Source organism: Buchnera aphidicola (Lipaphis pseudobrassicae) (assembly GCF_005081185.1).
In the GTDB taxonomy this organism is placed as follows: domain Bacteria; phylum Pseudomonadota; class Gammaproteobacteria; order Enterobacterales; family Enterobacteriaceae; genus Buchnera; species Buchnera aphidicola_AD.
The window spans coordinates 543,807-566,434 of sequence record NZ_CP034870.1; the positions used below are offsets into that span (position 1 = coordinate 543,807).

At 29.2% G+C, this 22,628-nt stretch carries 38 protein-coding genes and 1 pseudogene; 2 read left to right on the forward strand and 37 right to left on the reverse strand.

The annotated features are described in order from the left end of the window. Positions 1-117 precede the first annotated feature (117 nt). The 3 genes from aroE to D9V70_RS02555 are packed head-to-tail and all read right to left on the reverse strand — an operon-like array spanning position 118 to position 2,039. Positions 118-945, reverse strand: a complete 828-nt coding sequence (gene aroE / locus D9V70_RS02545) for a shikimate dehydrogenase (protein ID WP_158356160.1) — start codon at positions 943-945, stop codon at positions 118-120. After that, entirely contained in the window at positions 938-1,510 is a 573-nt protein-coding gene (locus D9V70_RS02550) for a Sua5/YciO/YrdC/YwlC family protein (RefSeq protein WP_437177662.1), read from the reverse strand. Before D9V70_RS02550 ends, aroE begins: the two co-directional genes overlap by 8 nt. Positions 1,511-1,565: 55 nt before the next feature. Further along, the gene (locus D9V70_RS02555; RefSeq protein WP_158356162.1) at positions 1,566-2,039 is read right to left on the reverse strand and encodes a DUF494 family protein; all 474 of its coding nucleotides are present in this window, start codon (positions 2,037-2,039) and stop codon (positions 1,566-1,568) included. Between the two features lie 227 nt (positions 2,040-2,266). Here D9V70_RS02555 and def point away from each other — a divergent pair, with 227 nt between their 5' ends. Continuing rightward, complete coding sequence (def, locus tag D9V70_RS02560; RefSeq protein WP_158356163.1) at positions 2,267-2,782, forward strand: peptide deformylase; 516 nt, start codon at positions 2,267-2,269, stop codon at positions 2,780-2,782. Between the two features lie 7 nt (positions 2,783-2,789). Next, complete coding sequence (gene fmt, locus D9V70_RS02565; protein WP_158356164.1) at positions 2,790-3,734, forward strand: methionyl-tRNA formyltransferase; 945 nt, start codon at positions 2,790-2,792, stop codon at positions 3,732-3,734. 84 nt (positions 3,735-3,818) lie between these two features. On the opposite strand, the gene rplQ is transcribed toward fmt, so the two are convergent. The 34 genes and pseudogenes from rplQ to D9V70_RS03395 form a co-directional block, all read right to left on the reverse strand. Further along, positions 3,819-4,211, reverse strand: coding sequence for a 50S ribosomal protein L17 (gene rplQ, locus D9V70_RS02570; protein ID WP_158356165.1), 393 nt, complete (start codon positions 4,209-4,211; stop codon positions 3,819-3,821). 42 nt (positions 4,212-4,253) lie between these two features. Then, a complete protein-coding gene (locus tag D9V70_RS02575; RefSeq protein ID WP_158356166.1) occupies positions 4,254-5,243 on the reverse strand; it encodes a DNA-directed RNA polymerase subunit alpha in 990 nt (329 codons plus the stop codon). 28 nt (positions 5,244-5,271) lie between these two features. Further along, the gene (gene rpsD / locus D9V70_RS02580) at positions 5,272-5,892 is read right to left on the reverse strand and encodes a 30S ribosomal protein S4 (RefSeq protein ID WP_158356167.1); all 621 of its coding nucleotides are present in this window, start codon (positions 5,890-5,892) and stop codon (positions 5,272-5,274) included. 27 nt (positions 5,893-5,919) lie between these two features. Continuing rightward, positions 5,920-6,312 (reverse strand): 30S ribosomal protein S11, encoded by a 393-nt coding sequence (rpsK, locus tag D9V70_RS02585; RefSeq protein ID WP_158356168.1) that lies wholly within the window; start codon positions 6,310-6,312, stop codon positions 5,920-5,922. 17 nt (positions 6,313-6,329) lie between these two features. Continuing rightward, on the reverse strand, positions 6,330-6,686 hold the full coding sequence (rpsM, locus tag D9V70_RS02590) for a 30S ribosomal protein S13 (RefSeq protein WP_158356169.1): 357 nt from the start codon (positions 6,684-6,686) through the stop codon (positions 6,330-6,332). A 95-nt stretch (positions 6,687-6,781) separates the two neighbouring features. Then, positions 6,782-6,898, reverse strand: coding sequence for a 50S ribosomal protein L36 (rpmJ, locus tag D9V70_RS02595; protein WP_158356170.1), 117 nt, complete (start codon positions 6,896-6,898; stop codon positions 6,782-6,784). Between the two features lie 40 nt (positions 6,899-6,938). Beyond that, positions 6,939-8,258: a preprotein translocase subunit SecY gene (gene secY, locus D9V70_RS02600; protein ID WP_158356171.1), complete on the reverse strand. Its 1,320-nt coding sequence runs from the start codon at positions 8,256-8,258 to the stop codon at positions 6,939-6,941. Between the two features lie 11 nt (positions 8,259-8,269). After that, positions 8,270-8,704, reverse strand: a complete 435-nt coding sequence (gene rplO, locus D9V70_RS02605) for a 50S ribosomal protein L15 (protein WP_158356172.1) — start codon at positions 8,702-8,704, stop codon at positions 8,270-8,272. Between the two features lie 3 nt (positions 8,705-8,707). After that, a complete protein-coding gene (rpmD, locus tag D9V70_RS02610; protein WP_158356173.1) occupies positions 8,708-8,887 on the reverse strand; it encodes a 50S ribosomal protein L30 in 180 nt (59 codons plus the stop codon). 10 nt (positions 8,888-8,897) lie between these two features. After that, on the reverse strand, positions 8,898-9,401 hold the full coding sequence (gene rpsE, locus D9V70_RS02615) for a 30S ribosomal protein S5 (RefSeq protein WP_158356174.1): 504 nt from the start codon (positions 9,399-9,401) through the stop codon (positions 8,898-8,900). 15 nt (positions 9,402-9,416) lie between these two features. Then, complete coding sequence (rplR, locus tag D9V70_RS02620; protein WP_158356175.1) at positions 9,417-9,785, reverse strand: 50S ribosomal protein L18; 369 nt, start codon at positions 9,783-9,785, stop codon at positions 9,417-9,419. A 1-nt stretch (position 9,786) separates the two neighbouring features. Then, entirely contained in the window at positions 9,787-10,323 is a 537-nt protein-coding gene (rplF, locus tag D9V70_RS02625) for a 50S ribosomal protein L6 (protein WP_158356176.1), read from the reverse strand. A 19-nt stretch (positions 10,324-10,342) separates the two neighbouring features. Further along, positions 10,343-10,735, reverse strand: a complete 393-nt coding sequence (gene rpsH, locus D9V70_RS02630; RefSeq protein ID WP_158356177.1) for a 30S ribosomal protein S8 — start codon at positions 10,733-10,735, stop codon at positions 10,343-10,345. Positions 10,736-10,766: 31 nt separating this feature from the next. After that, on the reverse strand, positions 10,767-11,072 hold the full coding sequence (gene rpsN, locus D9V70_RS02635) for a 30S ribosomal protein S14 (protein WP_158356178.1): 306 nt from the start codon (positions 11,070-11,072) through the stop codon (positions 10,767-10,769). Between the two features lie 15 nt (positions 11,073-11,087). Beyond that, positions 11,088-11,627: a 50S ribosomal protein L5 gene (gene rplE, locus D9V70_RS02640; RefSeq protein WP_158356179.1), complete on the reverse strand. Its 540-nt coding sequence runs from the start codon at positions 11,625-11,627 to the stop codon at positions 11,088-11,090. A 51-nt stretch (positions 11,628-11,678) separates the two neighbouring features. Further along, positions 11,679-11,993, reverse strand: a complete 315-nt coding sequence (rplX, locus tag D9V70_RS02645) for a 50S ribosomal protein L24 (protein WP_158356180.1) — start codon at positions 11,991-11,993, stop codon at positions 11,679-11,681. Positions 11,994-12,022: 29 nt separating this feature from the next. After that, positions 12,023-12,391 carry a 50S ribosomal protein L14 gene (gene rplN / locus D9V70_RS02650; protein ID WP_158356181.1) on the reverse strand — a complete coding sequence of 123 codons (369 nt, stop codon included), beginning with the start codon at positions 12,389-12,391 and terminating at the stop codon, positions 12,023-12,025. A 125-nt stretch (positions 12,392-12,516) separates the two neighbouring features. Beyond that, positions 12,517-12,768 carry a 30S ribosomal protein S17 gene (rpsQ, locus tag D9V70_RS02655; RefSeq protein WP_158356182.1) on the reverse strand — a complete coding sequence of 84 codons (252 nt, stop codon included), beginning with the start codon at positions 12,766-12,768 and terminating at the stop codon, positions 12,517-12,519. 2 nt (positions 12,769-12,770) lie between these two features. Continuing rightward, positions 12,771-12,965 (reverse strand): 50S ribosomal protein L29, encoded by a 195-nt coding sequence (gene rpmC / locus D9V70_RS02660; RefSeq protein ID WP_158356183.1) that lies wholly within the window; start codon positions 12,963-12,965, stop codon positions 12,771-12,773. Next, positions 12,965-13,375: a 50S ribosomal protein L16 gene (gene rplP, locus D9V70_RS02665; RefSeq protein ID WP_158356184.1), complete on the reverse strand. Its 411-nt coding sequence runs from the start codon at positions 13,373-13,375 to the stop codon at positions 12,965-12,967. The genes rpmC and rplP overlap by 1 nt, the downstream gene beginning before the upstream one ends. Before the next feature lie 26 nt (positions 13,376-13,401). Beyond that, complete coding sequence (gene rpsC, locus D9V70_RS02670; protein ID WP_158356185.1) at positions 13,402-14,103, reverse strand: 30S ribosomal protein S3; 702 nt, start codon at positions 14,101-14,103, stop codon at positions 13,402-13,404. Positions 14,104-14,121: 18 nt separating this feature from the next. Further along, complete coding sequence (gene rplV / locus D9V70_RS02675) at positions 14,122-14,454, reverse strand: 50S ribosomal protein L22 (protein WP_158356186.1); 333 nt, start codon at positions 14,452-14,454, stop codon at positions 14,122-14,124. 18 nt (positions 14,455-14,472) lie between these two features. After that, positions 14,473-14,751 carry a 30S ribosomal protein S19 gene (gene rpsS, locus D9V70_RS02680; RefSeq protein WP_158356187.1) on the reverse strand — a complete coding sequence of 93 codons (279 nt, stop codon included), beginning with the start codon at positions 14,749-14,751 and terminating at the stop codon, positions 14,473-14,475. A 22-nt stretch (positions 14,752-14,773) separates the two neighbouring features. Beyond that, positions 14,774-15,595: a 50S ribosomal protein L2 gene (gene rplB / locus D9V70_RS02685; RefSeq protein WP_158356188.1), complete on the reverse strand. Its 822-nt coding sequence runs from the start codon at positions 15,593-15,595 to the stop codon at positions 14,774-14,776. Positions 15,596-15,611: 16 nt separating this feature from the next. Next, positions 15,612-15,914, reverse strand: a complete 303-nt coding sequence (rplW, locus tag D9V70_RS02690) for a 50S ribosomal protein L23 (protein ID WP_158356189.1) — start codon at positions 15,912-15,914, stop codon at positions 15,612-15,614. Then, positions 15,911-16,516, reverse strand: coding sequence for a 50S ribosomal protein L4 (gene rplD / locus D9V70_RS02695; RefSeq protein WP_158356190.1), 606 nt, complete (start codon positions 16,514-16,516; stop codon positions 15,911-15,913). The genes rplW and rplD overlap by 4 nt, the downstream gene beginning before the upstream one ends. Before the next feature lie 17 nt (positions 16,517-16,533). Beyond that, entirely contained in the window at positions 16,534-17,163 is a 630-nt protein-coding gene (rplC, locus tag D9V70_RS02700; RefSeq protein ID WP_158356191.1) for a 50S ribosomal protein L3, read from the reverse strand. Between the two features lie 39 nt (positions 17,164-17,202). Further along, positions 17,203-17,514 carry a 30S ribosomal protein S10 gene (rpsJ, locus tag D9V70_RS02705; RefSeq protein ID WP_009874476.1) on the reverse strand — a complete coding sequence of 104 codons (312 nt, stop codon included), beginning with the start codon at positions 17,512-17,514 and terminating at the stop codon, positions 17,203-17,205. Between the two features lie 233 nt (positions 17,515-17,747). After that, positions 17,748-18,932, reverse strand: a complete 1,185-nt coding sequence (tuf, locus tag D9V70_RS02710) for an elongation factor Tu (protein WP_158356192.1) — start codon at positions 18,930-18,932, stop codon at positions 17,748-17,750. A 67-nt stretch (positions 18,933-18,999) separates the two neighbouring features. Continuing rightward, positions 19,000-21,108: an elongation factor G gene (gene fusA, locus D9V70_RS02715; protein WP_158356193.1), complete on the reverse strand. Its 2,109-nt coding sequence runs from the start codon at positions 21,106-21,108 to the stop codon at positions 19,000-19,002. Positions 21,109-21,213: 105 nt separating this feature from the next. Beyond that, complete coding sequence (rpsG, locus tag D9V70_RS02720) at positions 21,214-21,684, reverse strand: 30S ribosomal protein S7 (RefSeq protein ID WP_158356194.1); 471 nt, start codon at positions 21,682-21,684, stop codon at positions 21,214-21,216. A 75-nt stretch (positions 21,685-21,759) separates the two neighbouring features. Beyond that, entirely contained in the window at positions 21,760-22,134 is a 375-nt protein-coding gene (gene rpsL / locus D9V70_RS02725; RefSeq protein WP_158356195.1) for a 30S ribosomal protein S12, read from the reverse strand. A 120-nt stretch (positions 22,135-22,254) separates the two neighbouring features. Beyond that, positions 22,255-22,542, reverse strand: a complete 288-nt coding sequence (gene tusB, locus D9V70_RS02730) for a sulfurtransferase complex subunit TusB (RefSeq protein ID WP_158356196.1) — start codon at positions 22,540-22,542, stop codon at positions 22,255-22,257. A gap of 11 nt (positions 22,543-22,553) precedes the next feature. Then, positions 22,554-22,628 (reverse strand): annotated as a pseudogene (locus D9V70_RS03395) (sulfurtransferase complex subunit TusC); the annotation flags it as partial.

Genomic DNA, 22,628 nt, shown 5'->3' on the forward strand with positions numbered 1-22,628 from the left:
TTTTTTTTATAAACAATAAGATAAATAATACAGATCGAAAAAAAAGAGTCAAGTATTTTCTTCATTATTAATAAAAATTTCAAAAAGATAAAGATAATATAAAAAAATTACTTGTTCTTATTTAATATTATCTTTTAAAATATCTATAATAGAATCTGTTTTTGGATAAATATTATGCCATAAAAAAAAAGAATTCGCAGCTTGAAATACCAACATTCCTATACCATTAGAAAAAATATTAGATTTTTTTTTAACATATGTATTTAAACAAGATATACTTTTCGTATAATTCATATCATAAAAACAAGTTTTATTTGAAATTAAAGATAAGTCTATAATATTTTTATTACTTTGATCATGTTTTGATGTGGCATTAATAATTAAATCAAAATGTTTTTTTTTCAGCAAGTTCTTATTAAATACATTAATTATTCCATATTTATTAAATTGTAAAACTAGCTTTTCAGCATTCGACAAAGTTCTGTTTAAAATAAAAATTGAACATCCAAACGATAATAAGGGGTAAAGAATACCTCTCACCGCTCCACCAGCACCAAGTATTAATACTAAAGATTTTTTTTTTATAAAATTTAATCTAATTAAATCAGATAACAATCCAATTCCATCTGTATTGTCTCCTAAAATGTATTTATTATCTACTTTTTTTAATGTATTAACAGATTGAGCAATTTTAGCTCTTTCAGTTAATTGATCAGCGAATAAATAAGCTTCTTGCTTAAATGGTGCGGTAATATTTGCTCCTTTACCATTTTTTTTAAAAAATTCACTTACATAATAAAAAAATTCACCTAATGGAATATTTATAGATTTATAATTATGAAAAATACCTGTTTGATTAGAAAAAAAACTATGAATTTCAGGTGATTTACTGTGATCAATTGGATTTCCAAATAAAGCATAATTAAAATTGTTACATTTAAGCATAGCGAATTAACCTTCCATTAATAATATTAATAATCTTAGAAGGATTTTTTTCTATACCTATTTCTCCATGTAATAGTGGAAAATCTCTACCAAAATATTCAAAAACTTGTTCAGATGTAATACTAGGAGCCATATTGGTAACATTCGCACTTGTAGAAACTATGGCATTACCAAAAGTATTACATAATTTTATTATACTTATATGCGCACTGATGCGTACAGCTATAGTATTAAATTTACCTGTTATCCAAAAAGGAGCCTTTGAACTTGCTGGAAGTAAGAAAGTAAACGGTCCTGGCCAAAATGAAAAGATTTTTTTCTTTTGTTCTTTAGATAAAACATTCTCATTAATATACATTTTAATTTGATTAAAATTTGAAGCTACTAATATAAGTCCTTTTTCTATATTTCTTTTTTTTAAATTTAATAGTTTTATTGTTGCTTCTTTACTATTAGGATCACAACCTAATCCAAACATAGACTCAGTAGGATATGCAATTACATTTTTACTTCGTAACACTTTTATACAAAATAAAAGTGAATTTAAAAAATGCTTTTTACTCATTAATCTTTTCTCACTATCAAATATTATGTTTTCTTTCTATAAAAAGAAAAAATATTTAATGTATAATTTCTTCCTTAAAGTTAAATAATAAATTTTCTAATTTTTTATAAACTATCTCGCATCCAGGAATTGTAAACAATATTATTAATATAATCCATTTTAAATCTTCTAAATTTATTTCATTCACATCTAATTCCATAATTCTATCAATAATAATTTCACGTGTATCTAATGTTAATATTTCTAATTGTTCCAAAAAAAGTATAAAACCACGACAATCAGAATTTAATTTAAACGATTCTTCTTGAGTATAAATTCGAATAGACATTTGTTTTGATAGCAAATTAATAGATGAAATAATATTTTTTTTATAACAAGATAATTTTTTCAACCAACATAAAGCATTATAAATATCTCTTTTTTGAAATCCTGCATTTGATAAATCTTTTGTCAAATTATCATAATCAATAGAAATTTTAGGTTTACTATATACATAAGTTTCAAATAAGTATATTAATACATTAAACATTATATCCTCAATCAGATATTAAAAAATTTAAATATTTAGCAATGTATTTTAAATATATATAAACTTATTATAACTTTTATAAATATATAAATAATATAAAAAAATTTATAATATACTTTTTAATAGATTACATTAAAAATTTTATAAAAATAATCAAAGTAAACTTTTAATTATAATAAAAAAGTCTATACTAATATATAAAATTCAAGAATTTTAAATTTAAATCTATGTCTTTTCTAAAAATATTATATTATCCAGATAAGCGTTTAAGGCTCATAGCCAAACCCGTAAAAAAAATCGATACAACAATCAAGCATATTGTAAATAACATGATTGATACAATGCATCAAGAAGAAGGAATTGGTTTAGCTGCAACTCAAGTAAATATTCAATTACAAATTGTCGTAGTTAAAAAAATGGAAGAACAAAAAGATAATTTGATACTGATTAACCCAGTGATTGTCAAAAAAAAAGGTCATATTAGTATTGAAGAAGGATGCTTATCAATTCCAAAGTATCGTGCTACTGTTCCTAGATCAAATTATATAAAGGTAAGAGCCATTAACATATATGGAAAAGCAATAGAAATAGAAGCAAAATCAATAGTTTCAATTTGCATACAACATGAAATAGATCATCTTCATGGAAGATTGTTTATTGATTATTTATCAAAATTTAAACAAGATAGAATTGAAAAAAAATTTAAAAAAATTAAAAAACAAAAAAATTTATTAAAGGAATAATATAAATTTGAAAAAACTAAAAATTATTTTTGCTGGAACAGAATATTTTTCTGCCGAACATCTAAAAATGTTAATCGATTCATCACAATCGATAGTATCAGTCATTACAAAACCAGATCTTCCTTCTGGTAGAGGACAAAAAATTACTTTTTCTCCTGTAAAAAAAATGTCTATAAAAAAGCATATTCCTGTTTTACAACCTTCAAATTTACATGATAAAATATTTCGAGAAACACTGTTAAAACTCCATGCAGATATAATGATTGTAGTATCCTATGGGAAAATAATACCAAAAGAAATTTTAACAATGTTTCCAAAAGGATGTATTAATGTTCATGCTTCACTATTACCAAGATGGAGAGGACCAACTCCTATTCAATCATCAATTTTATATGGTGATAAAAAAACAGGTATTAGTATAATTAAAATGAATGAAAAAGTCGATGCTGGTAATATACTACATTCTATTGAATGTAATATATCTTTAAAAGATACATCTCAAAGTTTATCATATAAATTAATGAAAATTGGAGTGCAAGCATTATCAGATGTTTTAACAAAAATTTCTCAAGATATAATTATTGAAAAAAAACAAAATGAAAAATATGCAATTTTATCAAAAAAAATTTATAAAAAAGACGGTTTGTTAAACTGGAATTCAAAAGCAATTAAATTAGAACGTTTAATACGAGCATTCAATCCATGGCCTGTTTGTCATTTTATTATCAATAATAAAATAATAAAAGTATGGGAGGCAGAAGTTATTTTCAGTTCTAAACCTAATTTAAAAATAGGAGAAATTTTATTTTTTAATAAACATGGAATTCAAATAAATACATCCGATAAAATACTAAATATTCAAAAATTACAATTTCCTGGAAAAAAGATTATGGATGTAAAAAATATATTTTTTTCAAAAAACAATTTCTTTAGAATTGGTATGATTATATAAAATAACTTTTTGATTTTTTTAAAAATACATGTCAACAAAAAAATAGCAAACGGTAATTTTCCGTTTGCTTTAGAAAAAAATTTTTTATTTTTTTGCAATAACTTCTTTTTTGGTTTTTTTCACACGATCAACTAATTCAATATAAGCCATAGGAGCTTTATCACCTGATCTAAAACCACATTTTAAAATACGTGTATAACCACCTGATCTACTAATAAAACTAGGACCTAATGTTTTAAATAATTTTGCTACTATTTCATTATCACGAATACGAGAAAATACTAATCGTCTATGTGCAATAGTATCTACTTTAGATAAAGTTATGATAGGTTCTGCAACGCGCCTTAATTCTTTTGCTTTTGCAAGTGTAGTTTTAATAATCTCATGTAAAAAAAGTGAACATGTCATATTTTTCAGCATAGCATTGAGATGACTACGATTACGACTTAATTGTCGACCTCTTTTTCTATGACGCATAGATTTGTCCTTTATATAAAAATATCTTTAAAATATATAAAATTATTCATCTAAAATACTTGATGGCGGCCAATTTTCTAATCTCATTCCAAGAGATAAATTTCGAGAAGCTAGTATATCTTTAATTTCAGTTAAAGACTTCTTTCCTAAATTAGGTGTTTTTAAAAGCTCTACTTCAGTTCTTTGTACTAAATCACCAATATAATGTATTGCTTCAGCTTTAAGACAATTAGCAGATCTTACTGTTAGTTCTAAATCATCTACAGGACGTAATAAAATAGGTTCGAATTCAGGTTTTACTTCTTTTATTTCAGGTTCACGAACATCTCTTAAATCAACGAATGCTTCTAATTGTTCTGCTAAAATAGTAGCAGCTCGACGAATTGCTTCTTCTGGATCAATAGTACCATTTGTTTCCATTTCAATGATTAACTTATCTAAATCTGTTCTTTGTTCTACACGAGCAGCTTCTACATTATAAGAAATTCGATCTATTGGACTATAGCAAGCATCTACTAATAAACAACCAATAGGACGTGAACTATCTTCTATATGAACCCTAGAAGACGCTGGAATATAACCTCTACCACGTTGTACTTTTATTCGCATTTCAATAGAAGCTTTTTCATAAGTTAAATGACAAATTATATGTTCTGGATTAATAATTTCTACATCTCCGTCATGCATAATATCTGCAGCTGTAACACAACCAATACCAGATTTTTTTAATGTAAGAAAAACTTCGTCTTTTCCATATACTTTAACAGCTAATCTTTTTAAATTTAATAATATTTCTAAAATATCTTCTTGTATACCCTCTTTGGTACTATATTCATGAAGCACGCCGTCAATTTCAACTTCAGTTACAGCACATCCAGGCATAGAAGAAAGAAGAATTCTTCGTAATGCATTGCCAAGTGTATGACCAAATCCTCTTTCTAATGGTTCTAAAGTTACTTTCGTATGAGTCGTACTAATTTGTTCGATATCTACAAGTCGGGGTTTCAAAAGACCTATAATAGCATTCTGCATATAATCCTCTATTTAATATTAAACTTTACTATTTAGAATAAAGTTCAACAATCAAGTGTTCATTGATCTCTGCAGATAAATCAGAACGTTCAGGAAATCTTTTAAATATACCTTCCATTTTAGTCGGATCAACTTCTAACCAAATTGGTTTTTCTCTTTGTTCAACCAGTATTAATGACGCTTTTATACGTGATTGATTTTTAGATTTACTTCTGACTGACACGCGATCATTAGGAGATATTTGATATGAAGCTATATTGACAATTTTATCATTTACCATAATAGATTTATGATTGATTAATTGTCTTGATTCAGCGCGTGTACAACCAAATCCCATTCGATACACTACATTATCTAATCTACTTTCTAATAACTGTAACAAATTAGCGCCAGTATTTCCCTTTAAACTAACTGCAAGTTTATAATATATCTTAAACTGACGTTCTAAAACGCCATATAAACGACGAACTTTTTGTTTTTCACGTAATTGAGTGGCATAATCAGATAATCTAGGTTTTCGAATTCCATGTTGTCCAGGAGGTTGCTCTAGTTTACATTTTGATTCTATTGCACGAAGACCTGACTTTAAAAACAAATCAGTTCCTTCACGTCGACTTAATTTTAATTTTGGACCTAAATATTTCGCCATTTTATTCTCCAATACTTGCTAAAAAAGTTACACACGACGTTTTTTAGGTGGACGACATCCATTATGAGGAATTGGTGTTACATCAGTTATATTTGTAATACGAAATCCAGCAGCGTTTAATGCTCGAATAGTCGATTCTCTTCCTGGACCAGGCCCTTTCACCATAACTTCTAGATTTTTTATACCATAGTCTTTTACAATTTCAGCACATCGTTCTGCTGCAATTTGTGCCGCAAAGGGAGTGGATTTACGAGAACCTCTAAAACCAGAACCACCAGAAGTAGCCCAACCTAAAGAATTTCCTTGTCTATCTGTAATAGTTACAATGGTATTATTAAAAGAAGCATGAATATGTGCTATACCATCTAAAATTTGTTTTTTTACACGTTTCCGTGTACGAATTACTGAATTTTTTGCCATTATGAAAATTACCTAAATTATTTTTTTATTGGTTTTCTAGGACCTTTACAAGTTCTAGCATTAGTTTTCGTCCTCTGTCCATGCACTGGAAGATGTCTTCGATGACGTAAACCACGATAACAACCAAGATCAATTAAACGTTTAATATTTAAAGTTTTTTCTCTCCGTAAATCACCTTCAATAACATATTTCGCAACATTAATCCTTAATAATTCAATTTGTTCTTCATTCAAATCTGTGATTTTAGAATTTTCAGAAATTTTTACAATAGAACAAATAAGTTTAGAACGTTTTTTTCCAATTCCGTATATTGCGGTTAATGCAATTACAGTATGTTTATTTTCTGGGATGTTAATGCCTGCAATACGTGCCATATTCTAAAACCTCATGTATTGATCATAGATCAATATCTTATGAAAAATATTTTTTTAAAAAATTATACAAAAAACTAATTTCAATCGGATAAAAATTAACCTTGACGTTGTTTATGCTTTGGGTTGTTACTACAAATCACTCGTACAACATTATGTCTTCGTATAATTTTACAATTTCTACATAGTGTTTTTACAGAAGCTTGTACTTTCATTATAATTTCCTTTAATATTCTTTTTAAGTGTTTTACTTTTTTAACTCAAATTAGATTTTTTTAATATAGAATCGTATTGATTCGACATCATCAATGTTTGAATTTGACTAATAAAATCTATAATAACAACAACAACAATCAGTAAGGAAGTACCACCAAAATAAAATGGAACATTCATGAAAGTTTTCATAAATTCTGGCATCAAACAAATAAAAGTAATATAAAAAGAACCAAAAAATGTCAGTCTTAACATAATTTTATTAATATATTTAGTAGTTTGTTCACCAGGCCTAATTCCTGCAATAAAAGCACCTGACTTCTTTAGGTTATCAGCTGTTTCACGAGGATTAAACACTAATCCTGTATAAAAAAAACAAAAAAATACTATTGCAGATACATATAAAACTAAATATAAAGGATGATTAGGTTGTAAATAAAGAGAAATAACGTTTAAAAAATTCCATTGATGACTTAAGTTAAACCATGATATAATCGTAATTGGAAAAAGAAGTACACTAGATGCAAAAATAGCAGGTATTACACCTGACATATTAATCTTTAAAGGCAAATGAGTATTTTGAGCAGAATAAATACGTCGACCACGTTGACGATGAGCGTAATGTACAACAATTTTTCTTTGTGCTCGTTCAATAAAAACCACAAGAAAAACAACTAAAAACATTAATAATAAAATAAATAAAAAAAATAAAAAATGTAAATTTCCTTGTCTAGTCTGTTCAATAGTATTACTTATCGATGCTGGCAAACCTGCTATAATTCCAACAAAAATAATAATTGAAATTCCATTTCCAATACCACATTCTGTAATTAATTCACCTAGCCACATTAAAAACATAGTACCCGTAACTAAACTAACAATTGCCGTTAAATAAAAATAGTAATCAAGATTTATTATAATAGTATGCATACCTGAAAAATTCGGTAAACTTGTAGCAATTCCAATAGATTGTAATAAAGATAATATTAAAGTAGCATATCTAGTATACTGATTTATCTTATGACGTCCAGATTCTCCTTCTTTCTTAATTTCAGATAAAGTTGGATGTACTAATGTTAACAATTGAATAATAATAGAAGCTGATATATACGGCATTATACCTAAAGAAAAAATAGAAGCTCGACTTAACGCACCACCAGAAAACATATTAAACATATCAACGATAGTACCTTTTTGTTCATTTAATATTTTAGATAAAATTGTAGTATCAATTCCAGGAATTGGAATAAAAGAACCAATACGAAATACAATTATAGCTATAATTAAAAAGACAATTCTTTGTTTTAGTTCACAAAAGTTTTTTTTAGTATTTTTAAAATTTAACGCTAATTGTTTTACCATTTTTTTATTGCTTATCCTTCAATTTTACCACCAGAACGTTCTATTTCCATACGAGCACCTTTAGTCACAGACAAACCTCGTATAATTAAAGAAAGTTTTAATTTTCCTGTCAAAATAATCTTTGCTTGTTTAACATTTTTTTTAACAATTTTCTCTTTCTTTAATATATTGAGATCAATAATATTTGTAGATAAATTTGATATATCTGTCAAACGTACTTCAGAAGTACTATTTTTTTTTCGAGAATTAAAACCAAATTTAGGAAGTCTTCTATATAAAGGCATCTGACCTCCTTCAAAACCACGACGAATGCTACTACCTGATCTAGATTTTTGACCTTTATGACCTCTACCTGCAGTTTTTCCTAATCCAGAACCAATGCCTCTTCCTTTTCTTTTTCTGTCTTGTTTTGCTCCATATGCTGGAGAAATAGTGTTCAAATACATTATTTATTCCTCTTGTATTTTTAAAATATAAGAAATTTTTCTTATCATACCTTGAATTGCGGCTGTATTTTCACGTATTACAGTGTGTCCAATATAACGTAATCCAAGACCAATTAGTGTTTTTCTATGTTTAGGCAATCTTCCTATAGCACTTTTTATTTGAGTGATTTTTATATTTTTCATGAAATAAAATTTATCCTAATATCTCTTCAATTTGTTTATTTCTCTTAGCTGCTATCATTTCTGGAGATTTCATATGCATTAGACCATTGATAGTAGCTCGAACAACATTGATTGGATTAGTAGAACCATAAGTTTTAGCTAATACATTATGTACTCCTGCTACTTCTAAAACTGCTCGCATAGCACCACCTGCAATAATACCAGTTCCATCAGAAGCTGGTTTCATAAAAATTTTTGATCCAGTGTGAGTCCCTTTTAAAGAATGTTGTAAAGTTTTATTTATAAGTGGAATAGTAATCATATTACGTCTAGCTTTTTCCATGGCTTTTTGAATAGCAGCAGGAACTTCACGAGCTTTTCCATAACCAAATCCAACTCGACCATTCCCATTTCCTACTACAGTTAATGCTGTAAAAGAAAATATACGACCACCTTTTACAGTTTTTGATACCCGATTTACTGTAATTAATTTTTCTTGTAAATCACTATTATTTTTTTTATCAATGTTAGCCATACTGTATTTTTCACCTTAAAAATTAAGTCCAACTTCACGAGCGGATTTTGCTAATTGTTTTATACGACCATGATATTTAAAACCAGATCGATCAAAAGAAACATTACATATTCCTTTTGATAAGGCTCTTTCGGCAATAATCTTCCCTATTACTTTTGCCGCTTCTTTATTACCTGTATATTTTAAAGTACAGCTTATCTTTTTTTCTAAAGTTGAAGCAAATACTAAAACTTTGGAATCTTCAGAAGAAATGATTTGGGCATATATATGACGAGAAGTACGGTGTACAACTAATCGAGTTGCACCTAGTTCTTTGATTTTACAACGTGTTTTCATAGATCTGCGTATACGACTAAAAATTTTGTTTTTACTTATAATAATCATATTATTTCTTTTTCGCCTCTTTTATTCGTATAATCTCATTCGAATAACGAATACCCTTTCCTTTATAAGGTTCTGGAACACGATAAGCACGTAAATTAGCAGCGATTTGTCCAACTAATTGTTTATCTATCCCTTTAACTATTATTTCTGCAGGAGAAGGATTCTCTATACTAATACCTTGAGGTAAAGAATAAGTAATAGGATGAGAATAACCTAATGACATGCTAATTACATTGTTTTTCGCCATTGAAACTCTGTATCCAACTCCAGAAAGTTGTAATTTTTTAGTAAATTTTTCAGAAACACCTATAATCATAGAGTTTACTAAAGCTCTTGATGTTCCTGCTTGGGCCCAACTATCGGAAAAACCTGCACGTGGAAAGAACATAATTTTATTTTCTAGATACTCAATTTTAACTGATTGGTGAATAGTACGTGAAAGATGTCCATATTTACCTTGAATAGATATTACTTGTTCATGTAATTCTACATTAACATTAGAAGGAACTAAAATTGGACGTTTAGCAATACGAGACATTATTTCTCCATTTTATAATTTAAGATACATAACAAACAATTTCACCACCCAAACCTATTTTACGAGCTTTTCGATCTGTCATAATACCTTGAGAAGTAGAAATTACAGCAATCCCTAAATTATCCATTACTTTAGGTAATTTATTCTTTTTTTTATATATTCTCAAACTTGGACGGCTAACACGTTGAATTGTTTCTATAACAGGTTTTCCATGAAAGTATTTTAAAAATATCTCTAATTCTAATTTCGAAGTTCCTGTAATATTAAAATCTTTAATAAAACCTTCTTTTTTTAATAAAATAACAATTGATTTTTTTAATTTAGATAAAGGCATTTTTACTGAATATTTATTAGCTAATTGACCATTTCTAATACGAGTTAACATATCTGATACTGGATCTTGCATGCTCATTTTAAAACTCCAAAATCTGAAAAAATATATTTTACCAACTTGCTTTTTTTAATCCAGGTATTTCACCTTTCATAGCCGCTTCTCGAACTTTAATTCGACTTAATCCGAATTTTCGTAAAAAAGCATGAGGTCGTCCGGTTTGACGACATCTATTTCTTTGACGCGATGGACTAGAATCACGTGGAAAAGATTGTAATTTAAGAACCGCATTCCAACGCTTTTCTTCTGATAAATGAATATTAGAAATAATATTTTTTAACTCAATACGTTGCGCATAAAATTTATTAGCTAATTTTATACGTTTTACTTCTCTTGCTTTCATTGATTGTTTAGCCATTGAATAACCTTAATGCTATTTTCGAAAGGGAAAATTAAACGAGGATAATAATAAGCGACCTTCATTATCATTTTTAGCTGTAGTAGTTATAGTAATATCTAATCCACGTACTCGATCAACTTTATCATAATCAATTTCAGGAAAAATAATCTGCTCTCGTATTCCTAAACTATAATTTCCTTTTCCATCAAAAGAATTAGTTGATAATCCACGAAAATCACGAATACGCGGAATAGCAATAATTATTAAACGCTCAAAAAAATCCCATTTTCTTTGACCACGTAATGTAACTTTACAGCCAATAGGATAACCTTGACGAATTTTAAAACCTGCCACTGATTTACGAGCTTTAGTCACTAATGGTTTTTGTCCAGATATTACTGTTAAGTCTAAAATAGCATTATCTAAAATTTTTTTATCAGAAGCTGCTAAACCTACACCCATATTTAAAGTTATTTTATCAATTCTAGGAACCTGCATACTAGAAGTATAATTTAATTTGAGCATGAGTTGTTTAATGACTTTTGATTTATAATAATTATAAAATGTAGACATTGTATTTATGTTACTCCGTTTGGGATTACTCCGTTTCGTATTATAAAAAAACTATTTAATAACTTTTCCATTAGATTTAAAAAAACGAATTTTTTTCCCTTCTTTAAACTTAAAACCAACACGATCTGATTTATTAGATTCTGGGTTAAAAATAGCAATATTTGATATTTGAATAGGAGCTTCTTTTTCAATAATACCACCTATTCTATTTTGCGAAGGAATTGGTTTTTGGTGTTTTTTAATCATATTTAAACCATTTATGATTACTTTATTTGAAGATAAAATACTTTTGATAACACCTTTTTTTCCCTTATCTTTCCCAGTCAATACAATGACTTCGTCATTACGACGTAATTTTGATGCCATATCTTATTCCTTTAACACTAAAATATTTTTTAAAGAACTTCTGGAGCTAATGAAATAATTTTCATAAATTTTTCTGTTCGAAGTTCACGGGTAACAGGTCCAAAAATACGAGTTCCAATAGGTTGTTCGTTATTATTTAACACAACACAAGCATTAGTATCAAAACGAATGATAGAACCATCAGATCGTCTCACTCCTTTTTTAGTTCTTACTATTACAGCTTTTAATACCTCTCCTTTTTTTACTTTTCCTCTAGGTATTGCTTCTTTAATTGTAATTTTAATAATATCGCCGATACCTGCATATCGACGATGAGAACCACCTAATACTTTAATACACATAGCAGAACGTGCGCCAGAATTATCTGCTACTTGTAAAATTGTTTGTTCTTGAATCATGTTTTCAATGCCTCTATTATTCTAATTAACGTATTAAGAAAATACTAGTTAAAGAACATTTTATTATAACATTAGACATAATTTATTAATAGAAAACAGAACAATACAAAACTATTTTAAATAATTTACAAAATAGTTTTTTTGACAATACGCACTAATATCCAAGATTTTGTTTTGGAAATAGGACGAGATTCTCTAATTTCTATTAAATCCCCAATTGAACATTCGTTTTTTTCATCATGAATATGAAGTTTTGTAGTACGTTTGATAAATTTTCCATAAATAGCATGTTTTACAAAACGCTCAATAACGACAACAGCAGATTTTTGCATTTTATTACTTAAAACACGACCCTGCAAAGTTCGAATTTTTGCCATTTTTAGTTTCCTTTCTTTTCAGTCAACAAAGTCTTCACTTGTGCGATATTGCGTCTGACTTTTTTCAACAAATGAGGTTGTTTTAACTTTCCAGAAACAGATTGCATGCGAAGATTAAATTGTTCTCGAAATAATTGTAAAAGTTCTATATTCAGATCTTTTGTACTTTTTTTTCGAAGTTTAACTATTTCTTTCATTACATCACCATTTTAGTTACAAAAATAGTTCTAATCGGTAACTTTGCTGCTGCTAATCTAAATGCTTCACGTGATTCCTCTTCAGTCACACCATCTAATTCATAAAGAATTTTCCCAGGTTGAACTAAAGCTACCCAATATTCTACATTTCCTTTTCCTTTACCCATTCTTACTTCTAATGGTTTTTGAGTAATAGGTTTGTCAGGGAAAATACGTATCCACATTTTTCCTTGTCTTTTGATACAACGAGTAATAGCTCTTCTTGCAGACTCAATTTGACGAGCTGTTAAACGTCCCCGATCAATAGCTTTTAAACCAAAAACACCAAAATTAACATCAGTACCAGAAGCTAAACCGCGATTTCGTCCTTTATGCATTTTACGGAATTTTGTACGTTTTGGTTGTAACATGATCAACCCCTCTTTGCCTTCTTTTTTTATTTGCGATGTTTACGATTTTGCTTTTTTTTTTGAATCGAAGGTTTTTCTAGTTTTTCAATTGTTGCCATTCCACCTAATATTTCACCTTTAAAAATCCATACTTTTACACCTATTACACCATATGTTGTATGAGCTTCTGAAATACTATAATCAATATTTGCACGTAATGTATGCAAAGGAACTCTGCCTTCTCTATACCATTCTCTACGAGCTATCTCTGCCCCACCTAAACGTCCACTAACCTCAACCTTAATACCTTTTGCACCCTGACGCATAGCATTTTGAACAGATCTTTTCATTGCACGTCTAAACATAACTCTTCGTTCTAACTGAGAAGTTATACTATCTGAAACAAGTTTTGCATCTAGTTCTGGTTTTCGTACTTCAGAAATATTTATCTGTACTGGAACACCAGTGATTTTACCAATAGTTGTTCTTAATTTTTCTACATCTTCACCTTTTTTCCCAATAACAATACCTGGTCTCGCTGTATAAATAGTAACTCGAATGCTTTTCGCAGGTCTTTCAATAATGATTCGTGACACAGATGCTTTTGATAATTCTTTCATTAAAAACTGACGAACTTTATAGTCACCATCTAAATGGTCAGCAAAATCTTTAGTATTAGCAAACCAAACTGAATTCCATTTTTTTATTATACCTAAACGCATTCCATTAGGATGTACTTTCTGACCCATTATTATTTTCTCCTAATATTAATGATCAGATACAATCACAGTAATATGACTAGTACGTTTTAAAATACGATCTGCACGTCCTTTAGCACGTGGCATCATTCTTTTCATTGTTGAACCTTCATTAACAAAGATTTTTTTAATTACTAATCGATCTATATCAGCACCATTATTATGTTCTGCGTTTGATATAGCTGACTCTAAAACTTTTTTTACTAAAAAAGCTGCCTTTTTTTTTGTATACATTAAAATATTTAATGCTTGCGAAACTTTTTTACCTCGAATTAAATCTGCAATTAAACGTACTTTTTGAGCAGAAGATTTTGCTTGACGATGTTGAGCCAACGTTTCCATTTACATTTCCTCTTTTCTTTAACGTTTTTTTACTTTCTTATCAGCAGTATGCCCTCTATAAGTTCGTGTCAAAGAAAATTCACCTAACTTATGTCCTACCATTTCTTCAGTAATAAATATAGGAATATGTTGACGACCATTGTGTACAGATATTGTTAAACCAACCATATTAGGGAATATTGTTGAACGCCTTGACCAAGTTTTTATAGGTTTCTTATCGTTTTTCTTGATTGATTTTTCTACTTTTTTTAATAAACTTAAATCAATATAAGGACCTTTCTTAAGAGAACGTGGCATGTTAAAATGATCCTCTTTAAAATTATTTAATACGATGACGTAAAATAAATTTTTCAGTGCGTTTGTTTTTACGGGTTTTTTTACCTTTAGTTTGAATACCCCAAGGGGTTACAGGATGTTTTCCAAAATTTCTACCTTCACCACCTCCATGAGGATGATCAACAGGATTCATTGCTGTACCGCGCACAGTAGGACGTATTCCTACCCAACGCGATGCACCTGCTTTTCCTAATACTTTTAGCATATGTTCAGAATTTCCAACTTCGCCAATAGTAGCCCTACAACTAGATTGTATTTTTCTCATTTCACCTGAACGCAATCGTAAAGTAGCATATTCTTTATCACATGCAACTAATTGTACATAACTTCCTGCAGAACGAGCTATTTGACCACCTTTTCCGGGTTTCATTTCTACATTATGAATAAATGTACCAACTGGTATTTTTTCAATTGGCAAACAATTTCCTATCTTTATAGAAGCATGCAAACCAGAAATGATATTGTCTCCTATTTGTAAATTTTTTGGAGCTAAAATATAGTTTCTCTCTCCATCTTTATATAATATTAAAGCGATATTGGCTGAACGATTAGGATCATATTCTAATCTTTCTACAATAGCTTCTATATTGTCTTTATTTCTCTTAAAATCTATAATACGATATGCTCTTTTATGTCCGCCACCAATATGACGTGTTGTAATTCTTCCATTGTTATTTCTTCCTCCTGTCTTACATTTCTTTTTTAAGAGTAAAGAATATGGTTTTCCTTTGTATAGTTTCGTGTTGACAATCTTAATAACATGACGACGACCTGGAGATGTTGGTTTACATTTAACAACTGCCATTTATTTTTTCCTTCAATTACTCTGTATTAGCTATGAAGTCTAAATTATACCCTTTTTTAACTTTAATATAGGCTTTTTTCCAATTGCTCTTTTGAATAATGCGATTAGATTGACGCTTTTTTTTTCCCTTAACTTTTAAAGTCTTAACACTATCAACTTCTACGTTAAATATTTTTTTTACTGCAAGCTTTATTTCATATTTAGTAGCATTATTTAAAACTTTTAAAACAACAGTATGATGCTTTTCTATAGATATAGAAGATTTTTCAGATGCATGTGGAGAAAGTAATATTTTCAGTAAACGCTCTTCAGAAATCATGAAAGTATTTCCTCTACTTTTTTTATTGCATTAACAGTAATAATTACATGTTCAAAAGATATTAAGCTGACAGGATCTATAGAATAAACATCTTTAACTTCAACTAAATATAAATTTCTAGAAGCAAGTAATAAATTATTATCTATTTTATCAGTAATAATAAGAACGCTTTTTACATTTATATCTTTTAATTTTTCCACTAAAAGTTTTGTTTTTGGAGAACTTAATGAAAACTTTTGAAAAGTAATTAATCGTTTTTGACGTATTAACTCAGAAAAAATACTTTTTAATGCACCACGATACATTTTTTTATTGACTTTTTGACTATATTCTTGTGGTTTTGCGGCAAACGTTACACCACCTGATCTCCAAATTGGACTTCTGAAAGAACCTGCACGTGCACGACCTGTACCCTTTTGTCGCCATGGTTTTCTACCTGATCCAGAAACTTCAGCACGACTTTTTTGAGCCCTCGTACCTTGACGAGTAGATGCTGAATAAGCAACAACAACTTGATGAATTAGAGCTTTATTAAAATCACGACCAAAAATGATTTCAGAAACACTAAGAATACTTTGTATATCTTTAACTACTAATTCCATTCTTTGCTCCTCACTGCTTAAACCTTAACAGCCGGTTTAACTATAAGATTACTACCAGTAGCACCGGGAACAGCGCCTTTTACTAAAAGAATATTTTTATTTTCATCAATATTTACTACATTTAAACTTTGTACTGTGACACGGTTATTACCTAATTGTCCTGCCATTTTTTTCCCTTTAAATACTTTTCCGGGAGTTTGGTTTTGACCAATAGAACCAGGCACTCTATGAGATAAAGAGTTTCCATGAGTTGCATCTTGCGTACGAAAATTCCAACGTTTGACTGTTCCACAAAAACCCTTTCCTTTAGAAAAACCTGTAACATCTACTTTTTTTACATTTTTAAAAACATTAATTCTAATACTTTCTCCAACTTTAAAAATCTTATCTTGACTAGTTCTAAATTCCCATAAACCTCGACCGGGAAGAACACCAGATTTTAAAAAATGACCTGCTTGTGGTTTTTTTAACTTATTGGTTTTTTTTAGACCAGTTGTTACTTGAATAGCACAATAAAAATCAGTATTCATATTTTTAATTTGTGTAATTCTATTTTCCTGAAGTTCGATTACGGTCACAGGAATTGCAGTTCCTTCTTTAGTAAAAATACGAGTCATGCCAATCTTTTTGCCTACTAAACCAACCATTTTTTTAATACCTTATATGTATCTATGATATATATATAATTAACCCAAACTAATTTGTACATCTACGCCAGCAGCAAGATCTAAGCGCATTAATGCATCTACAGTTTTTTCAGTAGGTTCTACTATATCAATTAAACGTTTATGTGTACGAATTTCATATTGATCACGAGCATCCTTATTTACATGTGGAGAAACTAAAATAGTAAAACGTTCCTTACGAGTTGGAAGAGGAATTGGTCCACGAACTTGTGCACCAGTTCTTTTTGCTGTTTCAACTATTTCTGTTGTTGATTGATCAATTAATCTATGATCAAAAGCTTTTAAGCGAATACGAATTCTTTGGTTCTGCATTAGCTCAGAACTCCAGTTATAATACAAATTAAAAATTTTATCTTTTCCGAATTAATATATACTTCGGAATAGATGTAATTAGTTATTACAGATGTAACTCCTATATCGGGAGTGTTTTATAAAAATATATAAAAATAATAAACATTGATTAAGAAAAGAGCATTTTATACTCTTTTCTCAATAAATTCAACTAGATATCAAAATAAAATAATATTTTTAATAAAAGGTAACTATTAATTTAAAACTTTAGAAACTACACCTGCTCCAACAGTACGACCTCCTTCACGTATAGCAAATCGTAATCCATCGGCCATGGCAATAGGATTAATTAAAGTAACAGTCATTTTTATATTATCCCCAGGCATAACCATTTCAACACCTTCAGGTAATTCAATAGAACCTGTTACATCAGTAGTTCGAAAATAAAACTGAGGACGATATCCCTTAAAAAATGGAGTATGGCGCCCACCTTCTTCTTTGGATAAAACATAAACTTCAGACTCAAATGTTGTATGTGGATGAATACTACCAGGTTTTGCTAAAACTTGACCTCTTTCAATTTCATCGCGTTTTGTACCACGCAGTAAAACGCCTACATTTTCTCCAGCACGACCTTCATCTAACAATTTCCTAAACATTTCTACACCTGTACAAGTAGTTTTCGTTGTTTTTTTAATTCCAACAATTTCTACTTCTTCGCCGATTTTAATCACACCTTTTTCTACTCGTCCAGTAACTACTGTACCTCTTCCTGATATAGAAAAAACATCTTCTATTGGTAGTAAAAAAGGTTGATCTATTGCACGTTTTGGTTCAGGAATATAGCTGTCTAAAAATTTAGACAAATCAATAATTTTTGACTCCCATTCAGGATCACCTTCTAATGCTTTAAGAGCCGAACCACGAATAATAGGTGTATCATCTCCAGGAAAATCATATTGTGTTAATAAATCACGCACTTCCATTTCTACTAATTCAAGTAATTCTTCATCATCTACCATATCACATTTATTAAGAAAGACAACAATGTAAGGCACTCCTACTTGTCTTCCAAGTAAAATATGTTCACGAGTTTGTGGCATCGGTCCATCTGTTGCGGCCACTACTAAAATAGCACCGTCCATTTGAGCAGCTCCAGTGATCATATTTTTTATATAATCAGCATGTCCTGGACAATCTACATGAGCATAATGTCTAAGTTCCGTGTCATATTCTACATGTGAAGTGTTGATGGTAATTCCTCTTGCTTTTTCTTCTGGTGCATTATCTATTTGATCAAAAGCACGTGCAGAACCACCATATTTTTTAGATAAAACAGTTGTTATTGCAGCGGTTAAAGTGGTTTTTCCATGATCTACATGACCAATAGTACCTACGTTTATATGAGGCTTTAAACGTTGAAATTTTTCTTTAGACATTATTTTATTCCTCAGATAGTATATTTTTTTAAATAGAAAATATTGTATACATTATAGAAAAAAACTGCTACTTTTCTCTTTTTTCAATAATAGATAAAGAAATATTAGATGGTGCTTCTACATATTTTAAAAATTCCATAGAATAGGATGCTCTTCCTTGTGTTTGAGAACGCAAATCAGTAGCATAACCAAACATTTCAGACAAAGGAACACATGCTTTAATAATTTTACCAATAGACAAATCTTTCATTCCTTCAATTGTACCTCTTCTACGATTTAAATCACCAATTACATCACCCATATAATCGTCTGGAGTTTCTATTTCTACTTTCATAATAGGTTCTAGTAAAGCTGGTTTAGCTTTTTTAAAACCATCTTTAAATGCAATAGAGGCTGCTAATTTAAAAGCTAATTCAGAAGAATCGACATCATGATAAGAACCAAAATAAAGACGTACACCAATATCTACGACAGGATATCCTGCTAAGGGACCATATTTTAGTTGTTCTTGAATTCCTTTATCAACTGCTGAAATATATTCATTAGGTATTATTCCTCCTTTTATATCATTTATAAATAAATATCCCGGACCTCCTGGTTCTAATGGAAATAATTCTATAACAACATGACCATATTGTCCTCTTCCACCTGATTGTTTAATATGTTTTCCTTCAATATCTTTTACTTTATTTAAAATAGTTTCACGATATGCTACTTGAGGTTTTCCAATATTAGCATCTATGCTAAATTCTCGTCTCATACGATCAATAATAATTTCTAAATGTAACTCACCCATTCCAGAAATTATTGTTTGATTAGACTCCTGATCAGTATTAACTCGAAATGATGGGTCCTCTTTTGCTAATCTTCCTAAAGCTAAACCCATTTTTTCTTGATCTACTTTAGTTTTAGGTTCTACAGAAATAGATATTACCGGATCTGGAAATTCCATTCTTTCTAATATAATTGGTTGATTTAAATCACATAAAGTATCTCCAGTAGTTACATCTTTTAAACCAATAGCAGCAGCTATATCCCCTGCATATACTTCTTTTATTTCTTCTCTTTTATTAGCATGCATTTGAACGATTCTACCAAATCTTTCTTTTTGGTTTTTTACAGAATTAAAAACAGTGTCTCCAGATTTGACAACTCCTGAATATACACGAAAAAAAGTTAAATTTCCTACAAATGGATCATTTGCAATCTTGAATGCTAAAGCAGAAAAAGGAGCTATATCGTTTGAAGATCTAATAGAAGGAGTATTTTGATTATCATTTAAAATACCTTTAATGTCTTGAATATCATTAGGTGCAGGAAGATATTCAATTATTGCATCTAGTAATGCTTGCACTCCTTTATTTTTAAAAGCAGAACCACAAGTTATAAGTACAATTTCATCATTTAAAACTCTATTTCTTAATCCATATTTTATTTCTTTTTCTGATAAGTTAATACCATTTAAATATTTTTCTAAAAGATTTTCATCAGATTCCACTGCTGATTCAATTAAATTTTGATGCCATTTTTCTGATAATATCTTCATATCTTTGGGAATTTCATCATAAGTAAAGCTTAGACCTTGATCAGAATCTTTCCAATAAATTGCTTTCATTTTAATCAAATCTATTATACCAATAAAATTATCTTCTGAACCAATAGCTAGTTGCAATGGAACAGGATTAGCTCCTAAACGTGTTTTTATTTGCCTTACAACTTTTAGAAAATTAGCTCCCATACGATCCATTTTATTTATAAATGCTATACGAGGAACATTATATTTATTAGCCTGACGCCAAACAGTCTCAGACTGCGGTTGAACACCTCCTACTGCACAATACACCATAACAGCACCATCTAAAACACGCATTGATCGTTCTACTTCTATGGTAAAATCAACATGTCCTGGTGTATCAATAATATTGATTCTATGCGGTTTAAATTGTTTTGCCATTCCGCTCCAAAATGCCGTAGTAGCAGCTGATGTGATAGTAATTCCTCTTTCTTGTTCTTGCTCCATCCAATCCATAGTAGCAGCACCATCATGAACTTCACCAATTTTATGATTAATTCCTGTATAGAATAAAATTCTTTCCGTAGTAGTGGTTTTACCAGCATCGATATGAGCACTAATTCCAATATTTCGATATCGAGAAATAGGTGTTATACGAGACATTATCTTTCTCTTATATTTAGATTTTAAAAAATTCAATTTTATCAAATCAATTAAGATCATTGTCTCAATATAATTTATAAAAAATATATAAAAATTTAATAGTCGTTACCAACGATAGTGAGCAAATGCTTTATTAGCTTCTGCCATTTTATGTACTTCTTCTCTTTTTTTAACTGCTGTTCCTTTATTTGAAACTGCATCATAAAGTTCATTTGATAAACGTAAAGACATAGATTTATCCGTACGTTTACGAGCTGATTCTACAATCCAACGCATAGCTAAAGCATTTCGTCGAACTGGACGTACTTCTACTGGTACTTGATATGTTGAACCTCCAACTCGACGAGATTTAACCTCTACTGTTGGACGAACGTGCTCTAAAGCTGTTTCAAATGCTTCTAATTCTTTTTTTTCTGTACGTTTAGATAAATTTTTCAATGCAGTATACACAATAGATTCGGCAATAGATTTTTTACCATCTATCATAAGAATATTAATAAATTTAGCTAATAATTCTGATGAAAATTTTGGATCTGGTAAAATTTTACGAGTTCCAATAATACGACGACGTGGCATAAAATAACTCCATATTTTTAAAATAAATATATACTATAAAAAATATTAAATTGATGTTTAAAAAACACATATTTTTTATTTTTTAGGTCTTTTTACTCCATATTTAGAACGACTTTTTTTACGTTCTTTTACACCGGCACAATCTAATGATCCTCTAACAATATGATATCGAACTCCTGGTAAATCTTTTACTCTACCTCCTCGTATTAAAATTACAGAATGTTCTTGTAAGTTATGACCTTCACCTCCAATATAAGCAGTAACTTCAAAACCATTAGTTAGTCTTACACGACATACTTTACGTAGTGCTGAATTTGGTTTTTTAGGAGTAGTAGTGTAAACTCTTATACAAACACCTCTTTTTTGGGGACTTCCTTCTAATGCTGGAACATTACTTTTAATCACTTTTCGTAAACGAGGTTTGCGGACCAATTGATTTACTGTGGCCATAAAAACTCCTATTTCAGATGGATTTTTTGAAAAATATCAACATGATATAAATATAATAAATCTTTTATGGTAAAGATTTTTAGGATTGGATATAAATAAGTTAACTATAAACTTGCATTTTTACCAAGTCATTTGTTGTTTGTGCTTAAGTGTTAATAAAATGAAATGAGTATAACTAATTAAAATAAATTTATTAGAAATATTTTTTTGAACTCCTCTAGCATAAACATCTTCTTTTATAAGATACAATGTTGCTGAAGACATAATTATATTTTTTAAAAAAACATTATCTATTAATGCAATTAATACTCCGTCTTGAAGAGCTAAAAAATCATCTGATTTTTTTAACATAGTCATAAGAAGAGATATATTACTTATAAAAGGAGATTTCATTAAAGTATGTAACATATTAATATGCCTTAAAAATTAATAATTGCATCATGATTATCTAATTTTAAACGTAAAAGATATGAATCTAAAATATCTATTTTTAA

Coding starts and splice junctions, on each gene's coding strand:
- tuf (WP_158356192.1), bottom strand. CDS start 18,932: ATGTCTAAAGAAAAATTTCAACGTTTAAAGCCTCATATAAACGTAGGT.
- rpsL (WP_158356195.1), bottom strand. CDS start 22,134: ATGGCCACAGTAAATCAATTGGTCCGCAAACCTCGTTTACGAAAAGTG.
- rpsC (WP_158356185.1), bottom strand. CDS start 14,103: ATGGGTCAGAAAGTACATCCTAATGGAATGCGTTTAGGTATAATAAAA.
- rplW (WP_158356189.1), bottom strand. CDS start 15,914: ATGATTTCTGAAGAGCGTTTACTGAAAATATTACTTTCTCCACATGCA.
- fusA (WP_158356193.1), bottom strand. CDS start 21,108: ATGTCTCGTATAACACCTATTTCTCGATATCGAAATATTGGAATTAGT.
- rplP (WP_158356184.1), bottom strand. CDS start 13,375: ATGTTACAACCAAAACGTACAAAATTCCGTAAAATGCATAAAGGACGA.
- rplD (WP_158356190.1), bottom strand. CDS start 16,516: ATGGAATTAGTAGTTAAAGATATACAAAGTATTCTTAGTGTTTCTGAA.
- rplE (WP_158356179.1), bottom strand. CDS start 11,627: ATGTCTACATTTTATAATTATTATAAATCAAAAGTCATTAAACAACTC.
- rpsM (WP_158356169.1), bottom strand. CDS start 6,686: ATGGCACGTATTGCAGGCATTAACATCCCAGAAAATAAACATACTGTA.
- rpsQ (WP_158356182.1), bottom strand. CDS start 12,768: ATGGCAAAAATTCGAACTTTGCAGGGTCGTGTTTTAAGTAATAAAATG.
- D9V70_RS02550 (WP_437177662.1), bottom strand. CDS start 1,510: ATGAGTAAAAAGCATTTTTTAAATTCACTTTTATTTTGTATAAAAGTG.
- rpsG (WP_158356194.1), bottom strand. CDS start 21,684: ATGCCACGTCGTCGTATTATTGGAACTCGTAAAATTTTACCAGATCCA.
- D9V70_RS02555 (WP_158356162.1), bottom strand. CDS start 2,039: ATGTTTAATGTATTAATATACTTATTTGAAACTTATGTATATAGTAAA.
- rpsN (WP_158356178.1), bottom strand. CDS start 11,072: ATGGCTAAACAATCAATGAAAGCAAGAGAAGTAAAACGTATAAAATTA.
- rplN (WP_158356181.1), bottom strand. CDS start 12,391: ATGATTCAAGAACAAACAATTTTACAAGTAGCAGATAATTCTGGCGCA.
- rplC (WP_158356191.1), bottom strand. CDS start 17,163: ATGGTTGGTTTAGTAGGCAAAAAGATTGGCATGACTCGTATTTTTACT.
- rpmJ (WP_158356170.1), bottom strand. CDS start 6,898: ATGAAAGTACAAGCTTCTGTAAAAACACTATGTAGAAATTGTAAAATT.
- rpmD (WP_158356173.1), bottom strand. CDS start 8,887: ATGAAAAATATAAAAATCACTCAAATAAAAAGTGCTATAGGAAGATTG.
- D9V70_RS02575 (WP_158356166.1), bottom strand. CDS start 5,243: ATGCAGAATGCTATTATAGGTCTTTTGAAACCCCGACTTGTAGATATC.
- rplQ (WP_158356165.1), bottom strand. CDS start 4,211: ATGCGTCATAGAAAAAGAGGTCGACAATTAAGTCGTAATCGTAGTCAT.
- secY (WP_158356171.1), bottom strand. CDS start 8,258: ATGGTAAAACAATTAGCGTTAAATTTTAAAAATACTAAAAAAAACTTT.
- aroE (WP_158356160.1), bottom strand. CDS start 945: ATGCTTAAATGTAACAATTTTAATTATGCTTTATTTGGAAATCCAATT.
- rpsD (WP_158356167.1), bottom strand. CDS start 5,892: ATGGCGAAATATTTAGGTCCAAAATTAAAATTAAGTCGACGTGAAGGA.
- rplO (WP_158356172.1), bottom strand. CDS start 8,704: ATGTATTTGAACACTATTTCTCCAGCATATGGAGCAAAACAAGACAGA.
- def (WP_158356163.1), top strand. CDS start 2,267: ATGTCTTTTCTAAAAATATTATATTATCCAGATAAGCGTTTAAGGCTC.
- rplX (WP_158356180.1), bottom strand. CDS start 11,993: ATGGCATCAAAATTACGTCGTAATGACGAAGTCATTGTATTGACTGGG.
- rplR (WP_158356175.1), bottom strand. CDS start 9,785: ATGATTATTATAAGTAAAAACAAAATTTTTAGTCGTATACGCAGATCT.
- rpsE (WP_158356174.1), bottom strand. CDS start 9,401: ATGGCTAACATTGATAAAAAAAATAATAGTGATTTACAAGAAAAATTA.
- tusB (WP_158356196.1), bottom strand. CDS start 22,542: ATGTTACATACTTTAATGAAATCTCCTTTTATAAGTAATATATCTCTT.
- rpsK (WP_158356168.1), bottom strand. CDS start 6,312: ATGGCAAAAAATTCAGTAATTCGTACACGGAAACGTGTAAAAAAACAA.
- rpsS (WP_158356187.1), bottom strand. CDS start 14,751: ATGCCACGTTCTCTTAAGAAAGGTCCTTATATTGATTTAAGTTTATTA.
- rpsJ (WP_009874476.1), bottom strand. CDS start 17,514: ATGCAGAACCAAAGAATTCGTATTCGCTTAAAAGCTTTTGATCATAGA.
- rpsH (WP_158356177.1), bottom strand. CDS start 10,735: ATGAGCATGCAAGATCCAGTATCAGATATGTTAACTCGTATTAGAAAT.
- rplV (WP_158356186.1), bottom strand. CDS start 14,454: ATGGAAACGTTGGCTCAACATCGTCAAGCAAAATCTTCTGCTCAAAAA.
- rpmC (WP_158356183.1), bottom strand. CDS start 12,965: ATGAAAGAAATAGTTAAACTTCGAAAAAAAAGTACAAAAGATCTGAAT.
- rplF (WP_158356176.1), bottom strand. CDS start 10,323: ATGTCTCGTATTGCTAAACGTCCAATTTTAGTTCCTTCTAATGTTAAT.
- rplB (WP_158356188.1), bottom strand. CDS start 15,595: ATGGCAGTTGTTAAATGTAAACCAACATCTCCAGGTCGTCGTCATGTT.